Below are 8,791 nucleotides of genomic sequence, written 5' to 3'. Positions count from 1 at the left end.
TAGCACCCGTTGCGCCAGTGGCACCGGTCGCACCCGTTGCACCGGTAGCGCCCGTAGCACCCGTAGCTCCAGTGGCGCCCGTTGCGCCTGTAGCACCGGTCGCACCCGTGGCACCGGTATCGCCGGTAGCACCCGTTGCGCCAGTGGCGCCCGTAGCACCCGTTGCGCCAGTGGCACCGGTAGCACCCGTTGCACCGGTATCACCCGTGGCGCCCGTCGCACCCGTGGCACCTGTGGCACCGGTACTACCCGTGGCACCGGTATCGCCCGTGGCACCTGTGGCACCTGTCGCGCCGACATCGAGAAGCGTAACGTCATACTGCCCGTTTACGGTATGACTTCCGAGTGTCTGAATCGTCCCGGCCTGGTTGAACACGACGATATTGTTCGGGTCTAGTGTGTCGTCCAGGCTGACGATGACCTTATACTCGGCGATCGTGGCGCTCCCGACCGCCGCATCCACTGCGGCAGTCGTATTATTTGTACTACCCAATAGCGTATAATTTGTGCCATCGAAGTAGTAAATATACTCTGTGGTGCCCGCTATATCGCGACCCCAGACTTGTACTAACTGATCAGCCATGCTGATACCCTTTTTTTACCGTTTGCAACCAAGCCAATATTCAAGATGTACTTTGGCTTTACATGCGTATTACTGGCGTTTGCAAGGTATCCCGCTGTAGTTGCGCACTAATTAAAGCTGCCACCTGAGATTGGAAAAAATGATGCGCCTGCGAAAAAAACAGGACGTCCTGGGGGGCATCGCGCTATCGGGCACCAGCAGGCGGTGCCCCAGGTTGAGTAGACGCAGCTGCCCCTTTCGGGGGTCACGGTTGCGAAAGGCGGGAGCAAGGCGACCGGGCCAACGATCGAGGTGCTACCAGGCCAGTCGCCGTGCACTCTCACTAACTACATTCCAGACGCGTTGGCATCTCGTCTGGGTCGCGGTCGGAAGCCAGCTTTACTGCGTGGGCTCCCTGTAATGTCGGCCACTTAATTATGCATTCAACGAAAGCAGAAGCGTGAACGGCCACAGTCACCGCGCGCGGTGACCTGCATTGGCTGCCGCTGATGGCAACCAATGCAGTATAGGCCTAGGCCTTCTGAAGCAAATTCGCCTCTTGGATCTTCTCACGAGCGAATTTGGCGTTGAGCTCGATGCGTTCCGGATAACCCGCCGGCAAGTCCTTCAACTGGAGCAGCTTTTCGCTTGCTTCCAGGGACTCGGGATAATGGCCCGCCCAATAGGCCAGGACCGCGTATTCATCGAGCATCCCGTATGTATAAACTGAAGGCTCTACGAAAAGCGCCGCCCCTTCCGGTTTCTTGATGTCGATCCCCTGACGGGCGATCATGTAGCCTTGGTGGAACTTGTTGTTTACACGGCAGTACCGCGCGGCGGCATGCAGTGATTCGGCGCGGGTCGGGCACACGTTGAAGGCCCGAAGGTAGGTTGCAAGGATGTCGGCTTCGCTGTGGCCGAGATCTTCCATAAGCCGTCCGGCAGACAGGAGGGCTATGAAAACTTCCTGTTCCCAGAAGCCAAGTTCAGCGCGCTTCAGGTAGTTGGTGAGGGATTTGGCCTTGTCTCCGGCAGAGCGATAACTTTGCGCGAGATAGAAGGTGTACCGAGAAATAAGGAAGGGGTCCTGCTCAGACTTGAGCGTGCGTTCCAGAAGCTCGGCATCGTGAAGGTATTTCTGGGGATTTTTGTTGCGGGCGCTATCATAGAACGTGCGGTTGTGAAGACCCCTTATGACACCCCATGTGCAATGCTTCCCGGGCGATTCGAGAAACTCATGCAGCACACCGCGATATTTGAAATTGATGTTATTCCTGAACAAGAGCGGACGCAGGTTGATAATTCCGCCATTGAAAGTCGGCAGTTGATAGAAATCGTGGCTAAGCGCTTTCTTGAAAGCGGTGAGGTCGACGTTTTCGTCGAATTCGAGAGCTTCATCCGCATCGATCATCAAGCAATAATCGATTTCGGTATATTTGCGAAGCTCGGTCAGGGCGAAAGTTCTGTTCCACGCGAAGTCCCGCCAAGGCTCATCTATGACGACGCCCTTTATGCTATTTTCTTCCAGAAAGGCGCGAATGACGTCTTGAGTGCCATCTGTCGATCCGGTATCAACGACGAGAACGAAGTCGACAAGAGGCTTCACGCTCGCAAGACAACGCTTGATGCAGTGCGCCTCGTTTTTGACAATCATGCAAAGTCCGACTGTCTTGGCCTTGGGTTCGGAAGAATTTCCGAATGGTGTTCCTTGTCTTTTCAACTTTGCCTCCTGCCGGATTAAACCCCACGCCATGCAAGCCTTCCGACTTTTGTGCAGTCATTGGCGCGAACAGCGAGTGGGGCTCCCGTTTTGAAATTTTCGTCGCACGAAGTCCCATGCCAATGGGCAACAACCGACGCCACTGAAGCGAGTGTTTTGCTACAGACTGCTATCTGATCTTGAGGGCCGTGGGGCCGCGCTGCACACAACAGCTCTGGACGGTACTGACTTGATTGCTTCTACCATAGATAGAGTGTAAGAATGGTAAACTACGTATAATTGCAAATTATTCACGCAGTAGGTTTTGCGAAGTGGTCTTGGTGCTCCAATAAAACTTGGGCGCAGTGTAGGTTGAGATCGCTCGCAATACTGCATGAAACCTATGTTCGGTACAGGTTGAGTGCGTCGCAACAGGAGCGGCGTCGGCTATGTGCAATGCTGCGTATTAAATCACGCTACTAAAGCCGGGTTCCAAGCGTTGTGGCTTGGAGCTGCAAGCTTGGGATGTGGTTGGTCTGGTATTGCTGCTATAGCCCGACGTGATGATCGGGACGCAAGAGATCAGGTTCTTAGGCCATGACCATCAACGTTACCGCCGGCTCCATGCTGCCGACCCGCCTCAACCTCGGTTCGGGCAAGGACTATCGGGCTGACTGCTTCAATATCGACCTCGACAACAGCTGGTCGCCCGATGCGGTGATCGACCTCGCCAGCTTCGATCTCGCCGCTGACGGGGTGAGCGTGCCGACGCACAGGTTCGGAGATGTGCAACTGCGGCCCGGTACCTTCGATACGATCATCGCCAACGACGTGCTCGAACATGTGCCGGACCTCGTCCGCTTGATGACCAATTGCCTGAAGCTGCTGAGGGCTGGCGGCGTGTTCGAGATCAGCGTTCCCTACGACTTGTCGTTCGGCGCCTGGCAGGATCCGACCCACGTGCGGGCCTTCAATGAGCGCAGCTGGCTCTATTATACGGACTGGTTCTGGTATCTCGGATGGAGCGAGGCACGGTTCGTTCTTGAGCGGATGAGCTTCGTTCCAAGCCCGGCCGCCGCGTCGTTTGCAAGCGCCACGCCCGCCGAACTCCAGCGCATGCCTCGGATGATCGACTCGATGTCGGTCGCGCTCCGCAAGGTCGACCTGACACCCGCGGACCGGCAAGTCTGGGAATATTGGCGTGAGCGCAAGCGGCAGGCGCAAAGCCGCTGGTCCGCGCCCGCACCGGCGGTTCAGGAGATTGCCCCTTCGACTACGGCGCCCGCCGGTTTGGCGACAGCGTCGCCCGTGACGCCGCAGCAAGCTGAGGTCCGGCAGGCCTTTGCAGGCGGCTGGGCGGCGCATCGCCATGCTCATTGCGTATGGATCGTGACGCCGGAGGGCTACAAACATCACCAGACCTTCGATGAATTCGCGCTCGGTCTTAGCGAGGCTTTCGCGGAGCTTGGCGGGTCATGTCCCATCGTCCGTGATGTCCTGCAATTGAACGGCCGCGTTCCGATCGTCCTTGGCACACATCTGCTTCGGCATTGCTCTTCCGTCTCCATTCCGGCCGACAGCATCCTCGTCAATTTCGAACAGGTCGTAAGCGGAGGCGGCTGGATCGATGAGAATTACCTGGCGTTGCTGCGACGCTTCCCAGTTCTCGACTATTCAGTCCGAAACCGCGAGGCCCTGATTGAGCGAGGCATTACCCATGCCGGACTGCTGGGGATTGGCCATTCGCCCGGGCTCGTCCGGATTCCAAAGGCCTTGGAGAAGGATATCGACGTTCTTTTCTACGGTTCGTTGAACCCACGTCGAAAGACTATTCTGGAGGCTCTGCGCGCCAGGGGTCTGAACGCCGTTCATCTGTTCGGCGCCTATGGGGCCGAGCGCGATGCTGCGATCGCCCGCGCGAAGCTGGTGATCAATCTTCACTTCTATGAAAGCGCGATTTTCGAGGTCGTGCGGGTCTCCTACCTTCTGGCCAACGGTGTATGCGTCGTCAGCGAGGGAGACGAGGGCGACCCGGATATCGCCCCCTTTGAAGGCGCGCTCGTCGTGTGCGGTTATGGCGAGATCGTCGAGAACTGCGCCGCCCTCGTCGCCGATGACCCATACCGCGCCGCCATCGGCTTGCGAGGGCAGCGCATCATGATGGCGCGACGCCAGTCCGACTTGCTCAAGGCTCTGATCGGGGATTGAGCCGCTCCTCAATGAACTCGCGGTGCGGCAAACGCTTGCGGTGCTACCGGACGACCGGCTCGCTGGCACCGGGGCAAGATGGGCGAACACTGCATCAGCTTCACTACGCTGGAAACAGCGGCATTAAAGCGCGCCGCAGCGGCAGCTCACGTCGCGAAGAAACCGCCACAACCGCGCGCTCACGAAGTTCGAAAGGACGCGCGTCATCGATGCTGGCCTCCGCCCAGCCAGCATCATGAACCGCTGTTCGCCGCAAAACGGAATCCCTTCCGATTCGGTGAATCAAGGGAAATGCTTGGCCGTTAGGCCGTTAGGCCGTTAGGCCGTTGGCCGTTGGCCAAGGTTCGTGGTGACAACGAAGGCGTTTTTCATGGCCTGTGGATCGCGCGCATATCCCCACGCGGATCCGAAATACAGCCAAGATGTGCGAGATAGTTCGCCACTGTCTGCGGCCGGCAGACAGCTCTTTCGCAAAACCCGATAAGATCGTCAGAGCGGATGTCGGCGCAGGGTATATCGACGATATCACACCCTTTGATCGCGTTCAGCACTTGCGCCTTCGTACGCCCGATCTCCTTCCGGCTCTCTGCGATATAGATAGACGAATCCGCCCTCGCGCTTGATCACGATCTGCGCCATATGAGCGATTGAACCGTCCTTGCGCTTCCGTGGTATGATCGTCCAATCGCGGTACAGCATGCCCCTTTTCAGCATTTGCTGTACCGAGAGCATAAAGGGGCAAAAACGACAACAAGTCAGCGTAAATGAGCAGATACCGAGTGGCCGATCAGAAGTATGAACGCATTGATTGAAAAAGAAGAAACTGGATATGAGGCCGATTGGCGCTTCTGCGTAGCACCCATGATGGATTGGACCGGTTGGTCTGAAAAGCCCTTCTGGAACAAGTAGTTACAACGCTCATCGAAAATCATGTCGTACTGAAGTCGTCCCGGCTCTTACGAGGCGAGAGCTTGTCCTTCGCGCCCCTCTCGATAAACATGCTGCGAGATGGAGATTCATCCCGCCTCGATCGGGATGGGGCGCCGCCCATCATGCAGTTCAGCGGTATCGACGCACGTGAGGCGCACACTGTGCCGCTGACGACTTCGTACATTCCTTCGGTCGGACTTTCCAGGTGGGACAAGTTTTCGCCCGCTTCAGCAACCGAAATGAGCTTGCCTCCCTGCTGATGTCGCGACATTCGCGCAACAGGATTTGGCTCAGGATGTCAGCGTCGCGTAAGGTTCACGAACCTGTCACGATAGAGCGGCTAGGTTTCGGATAGCGTCTGCTTCGTCTGTCCAAGACCGTTGTACGCGCTTTGGCGACGGTGGGGGACTGGCGCCTGTCAAAGTCCTTACCCTTAGTGATTCACGGATCGCGGGGAGTTGGTGAGTGCTGACCGCGGGTGACTTCAGTCGAACAGGGGCCGAAAGACATGGCGTTGAGTATGGGCGAGCGTCTCCGTTATGCCGCGTATGGGCTCGTCGCGCTGGGTGCATTTGCCGGCTATCTTTGGCTCGAAACTGATGAAAATGAGGTCCAGCGGGCTGGTATTGCCAACGCCGTTCCGAGCGACGTCCTTTACAGTCCTCATTCGTCCAGGATACGACGGGCCAAACCCGTACGCTTTTCGAGTATCACGACATCGGCATTCAGCTGGACGTGATCCCGAAATACCACCTCGACGGCTCGATTTTTGTCGACCTCAAAATCGAGGTCAGCTCCCTCGGTTCAAACCTCGGCACCGCCGCACAGCCAGCTTACGCCATCGGCTCGCGTAACGTCCATACGACGATGATTCTGCGAGAGAACGAGACAGCGCTGCTCGGCGGACTGATCAAGGAGGAAGAAAAGCACAATGTGAATGGCCTTCCAGTGGAGCGCAGCGGGGTGAACGTTCTGGACAGACTGTTTTCGACCTCGACCGATAAGGTCGGGAGAAGCGAACTTCTGCTGACTATCACCCCCCGACTTATTCGGCCGCAATCTTTCGCGCAACGTAGCGCGACCGATTTTTATAGCGGCACGGACGGCAGTTATTCGATCCGGGCCGAGCATGAGTATCTCAAGAAAAACCTCGATTCTGGGTCGGTGCCTCGATACGTCATAAAGCCGGATAACACGAAGCCCCCTGCAGGTGCGGCCGCGAGCGGCGCTACGCCTGACGGGATACAGCCAACGAAATTCGGGCGCTAGGCAACCTTTTATGCATACGCCTATGCGCTCAGATTCCAAGGCTTCCGCAAGACGGCAAGGTTCCCCCGGGTCTTCACTCATGGAAATGGTGGTCGTCCTCGCCATTTTGTCTTTGCTTGCGGCATTGGCGGCGCCGCACGCTCGTATGAACTTGAAACGCGACAAGGAAATACAACTCAGGGAAACACTGAGGACCGTGAGAGCCGCCCTCGATCGCTTTCACGCGGACATGATGAAACGGAAGGAGAAAGATCCAAAAGGCGGAGCCAGTCCGAACGGATATCCTTATACAGTTCAGACACTCGTCGACGGGAGCGAGAAGGCTGCCAACGGTCCGAAGAAGCGCTATCTGCGGTCGTTGCCCGTAAATCCCTTTGCGCCGGCTGGGACGCCTTTCCAGGCGCAATGGACATTCGTCAGCTACCAACGGGGGGACGCTGGCATCACCTCGTCATCCTATGGAACGACGCTTGCGGAAGTCCAAACGGTGAGCGGGGATAAGGACATTTACGATCTTCACGCCAAGACAGATGGCATCGCTCTGGATGGGTCGCGCTATGCGGACTGGTGATTTGAAAAAAGGCCAGCAAAAGCGCGGCTCGCATCGAGGCGGCAGTCCTGGCTTCACGCTCATGGAGATGCTGCTTGTGCTTGCGATTATAGGCGTCCTTGCTTCCGTGGTGGCCCCTTCCGTAATGGGCGCGCTTACGCGAGCGCGCGAGGCCGCACTCCAGCAAGACCTGAAGACCATGCGCAAGCTGATCGACGACTATTACACTGATAAGGGCGTCTTCCCACCGTCTCTTCAAACGCTTGTGGATCAGGGTTATCTGCGAGCGATGCCGCCAGATCCGGTGAACGGAAACAGGACAACCTGGAAGGGCGTTTCGGCACAGGAGGGCGGGGTTTCGGATGTGCGTTCTTTGTCGACTGAGCGCGGCCAAAACGGCGTTCCATATAGCGAATGGTGATGTCAGACCGAAAGCCGCAGGGATCGCCTGGATATACATTTCCGCTTATGCTCGTCATTATCACGGCACTGGCTTATGGGGCATCACGCATTGAAGTTGCGGCGAGTTACAGGCTGAAGCGCGATAAAGAGGATGAGCTTCTCTTCCGCGGGCTCGCCTATATGAAGGCCATTGACGCCTTCCATACGAGGAACGGCAAATATCCGCGCAGACTTGCTGAATTGGCCGGATCGGGCGCGGGCGCCAGCGGCTTCATCCGGCAACTCTACAAGGATCCGGTGACCGGGAAGGATTTTGATCTCATACGGACAAGCGAGGGGGAGATTATCGGCGTGGTAAGCTCAAGCGCAGCAAGTCCCTTCCGGAAGGTCGATTTCGAAAAGGGGCTAAGAGGGTTCGAGTTGGCAAAGACATATGCGGAGTGGCGGTTCACCGCACGTACTCAGCCCGCCAAGTCTCAGCCCGGCAATTCAGAGATTGCGCCCCTCATTGCAGCTACTTCTGATGGCGACGACTCTTCGGAGACAGATTAAACCGTGTCGCTGGCGTTAGCGCGGACGGGGTCTTGTCAAGACAAGGAAAGCCCGTATGTTGTCCCCGTCACGGGACATTGATGCGCGGTCGACGGTGACATAATCCCGAAGATCGTTAAGACCTGTTACGAACTTGATGATGGTTACGTACGTCCCAGTCAGAACCAGTTCAATCGGCCCGGCGGACTTTTCCGCTCCCGGCGAAGAGATCTGCTCCATGGTCGCGCCGCTCGAGGCCGCAAGCGTTTCGATGGCGTGGATAAATTCGGGTTCCGAAGATCGATGGCCGAGCTTGGCTTCCAGCGCCGTCGCCTGTGAAAGACGCAGGGCGTAGGATTGCGCTGTGCTGGCCTCGGCGCGCAGGCTCCGAATTTTCGCGTTCAGTCCTTCGAGAGCGTTGTCGGTCTCCTGGGCGTCCACTGCCGCCGGACGCCAAACCAGCGCTGCGACTGAGCCGAGCAACGCCGCCGCCAGCATCAAGACCAGAGCCGACGCGATCACGGCAGGATGGCGGACGATATGAGCGAGCATGGCTCCGGTCATGTACGCGGCTCCATCCTGAAGGGCCGCATGGACAATCGGGCCTGAAAAAGAGGCTCCGAGCCCTCCGCTGAGCCAG

The 8,791-nt window shown here is 57.5% G+C and carries 6 protein-coding genes and 1 pseudogene; 5 read left to right on the top strand and 2 right to left on the bottom strand.

What is annotated here, in order from left to right:
• Positions 1-1,094: 1,094 nt before the first annotated feature.
• The gene (locus T281_RS14380) at positions 1,095-2,315 is read right to left on the bottom strand and encodes a glycosyltransferase (RefSeq protein ID WP_081796822.1); all 1,221 of its coding nucleotides are present in this window, start codon (positions 2,313-2,315) and stop codon (positions 1,095-1,097) included.
• Positions 2,316-2,858: 543 nt separating this feature from the next.
• On the opposite strand from T281_RS14380, the gene T281_RS17940 reads away from it, so the two are divergent.
• The 5 genes and pseudogenes from T281_RS17940 to T281_RS14345 all read left to right on the top strand — a co-directional run bounded on the left by T281_RS17940 (position 2,859) and on the right by T281_RS14345 (position 8,172).
• Entirely contained in the window at positions 2,859-4,469 is a 1,611-nt protein-coding gene (locus T281_RS17940; RefSeq protein ID WP_052037526.1) for a methyltransferase domain-containing protein, read from the top strand.
• A 1,614-nt stretch (positions 4,470-6,083) separates the two neighbouring features.
• A pseudogene (locus T281_RS14360) lies at positions 6,084-6,668 on the top strand (type II secretion system protein GspD); the annotation flags it as partial.
• Positions 6,669-6,747: 79 nt separating this feature from the next.
• Positions 6,748-7,239 carry a hypothetical protein gene (locus T281_RS17935; protein WP_052037525.1) on the top strand — a complete coding sequence of 164 codons (492 nt, stop codon included), beginning with the start codon at positions 6,748-6,750 and terminating at the stop codon, positions 7,237-7,239.
• Entirely contained in the window at positions 7,226-7,639 is a 414-nt protein-coding gene (locus tag T281_RS14350; protein WP_162173185.1) for a type II secretion system protein, read from the top strand. Before T281_RS17935 ends, T281_RS14350 begins: the two co-directional genes overlap by 14 nt.
• A gap of 47 nt (positions 7,640-7,686) precedes the next feature.
• A complete protein-coding gene (locus T281_RS14345; RefSeq protein WP_037240709.1) occupies positions 7,687-8,172 on the top strand; it encodes a hypothetical protein in 486 nt (161 codons plus the stop codon).
• Between the two features lie 15 nt (positions 8,173-8,187).
• On the opposite strand, the gene pilO is transcribed toward T281_RS14345, so the two are convergent.
• A partial coding sequence (gene pilO / locus T281_RS14340; protein ID WP_037240706.1) for a type 4a pilus biogenesis protein PilO occupies positions 8,188-8,791 on the bottom strand: 604 nt, incomplete at its 5' end.

The sequence above is a fragment of the Rhodomicrobium udaipurense JA643 genome (genome assembly GCF_000636015.1).
In the GTDB taxonomy this organism is placed as follows: domain Bacteria; phylum Pseudomonadota; class Alphaproteobacteria; order Rhizobiales; family Rhodomicrobiaceae; genus Rhodomicrobium; species Rhodomicrobium udaipurense.
Note: the sequence above shows the minus strand (reverse complement) of the source record. Positions and strands in the feature narration are given on the sequence as shown.